The 237-nt window shown below is 53.6% G+C and carries 1 protein-coding gene; it reads left to right on the top strand.

Annotated elements, in window-relative coordinates; translation table 11 throughout:
* Positions 1 to 237, top strand: a 237-nt coding sequence (locus B7444_RS16115) for a transposase (RefSeq protein WP_252365391.1), incomplete at both ends; no start/stop codon positions are given.

Raw genomic sequence — 237 nt, 5'->3', positions numbered from 1 at the left:
TTTTTGCTGTCCGAGAGCCAGATGGAACGGATCAAGCCATATTTTCCTCTGGCCCACGGAGTGCCACGCGTGGATGACCGGCGTATTCTGAGCGGGATCGTCTACGTGATCCGCAATGGTCTTCAGTGGAAAGACGCTCCGAAAGTGTATGGTCCGCACAAGACTTTGTATAATCGCTTTATCCGGTGGAGCTGCCTGGGTGTCTTTGACCGGATCTTTGTCGCCCTGACAGAACAG

The sequence above is a fragment of the Gluconobacter thailandicus F149-1 = NBRC 100600 genome (assembly GCF_000964465.1).
Classification (GTDB): domain Bacteria; phylum Pseudomonadota; class Alphaproteobacteria; order Acetobacterales; family Acetobacteraceae; genus Gluconobacter; species Gluconobacter thailandicus.
Note: the sequence above shows the minus strand (reverse complement) of the source record. Positions and strands in the feature narration are given on the sequence as shown.